At 55.8% G+C, this 624-nt stretch carries 1 protein-coding gene; it reads left to right on the forward strand.

Annotated features, from left to right (window positions below; all coding sequences use genetic code 11):
* Positions 1-151: transposase (locus AAG565_RS15740; RefSeq protein ID WP_348819797.1), on the forward strand; the 151-nt coding region annotated here is incomplete at its 5' end.
* Between the last annotated feature and the right edge of the window lie 473 nt (positions 152-624).

Genomic DNA, 624 nt, shown 5'->3' on the forward strand with positions numbered 1-624 from the left:
TGCCTACTGCAGACCCGAGAACAAGGTCTCGCTCGGCTTCGTCGAAGGACTCAACAACAAGATCCGCGTCATCCAGCGCCGCGCCTACGGCCTGCGAGACGAGGAATACCTGCGCTTGAAGGTGCTCACCTGCATGCTGCCGGAGCTGTGAAAGTGCGCAAAAGTACCCACACGATTTCACGAAGACCCCGTTTTCAGGAATCGGGTTTCGCGCACGGAAGCGAAGAGTCTCGCGTCCCACTACACCGACCAAATTGGAGTTTCTCCTTCCCCCAAGCCCGTCTCGCACCTACTCCTCCTCATTGCACCTTATCTGCGTAGCGACGGGCTATGCCAAGGTGATGCGTCGACCGAAGACGGCGCAATTTGCGCCTTCATGTTTACTCCTGGTGGGCTGAGCAATCCCCTCGTCAAGGTGGAAGGCAGTTTCGATCTTCCGAATGGAGCACAAGAGTCACTTCAAACTGTGGGGCCTGGCTCTGACGTATACGATGTTATGTCTGGATGCGACGAGCAAGATACAAATGGGTCTTCGTGAAATCGTGTGGGTACTTTTGCGCACTTTCACAGCTCCGGCAGCATGCAGGTGAGCACCTTCAAGCGCAGGTATTCCTCATCTCGCAG

The organism is Fontimonas sp. SYSU GA230001, assembly GCF_040066175.1.
Taxonomy (GTDB): Bacteria; Pseudomonadota; Gammaproteobacteria; order Nevskiales; family Nevskiaceae; genus Solimonas.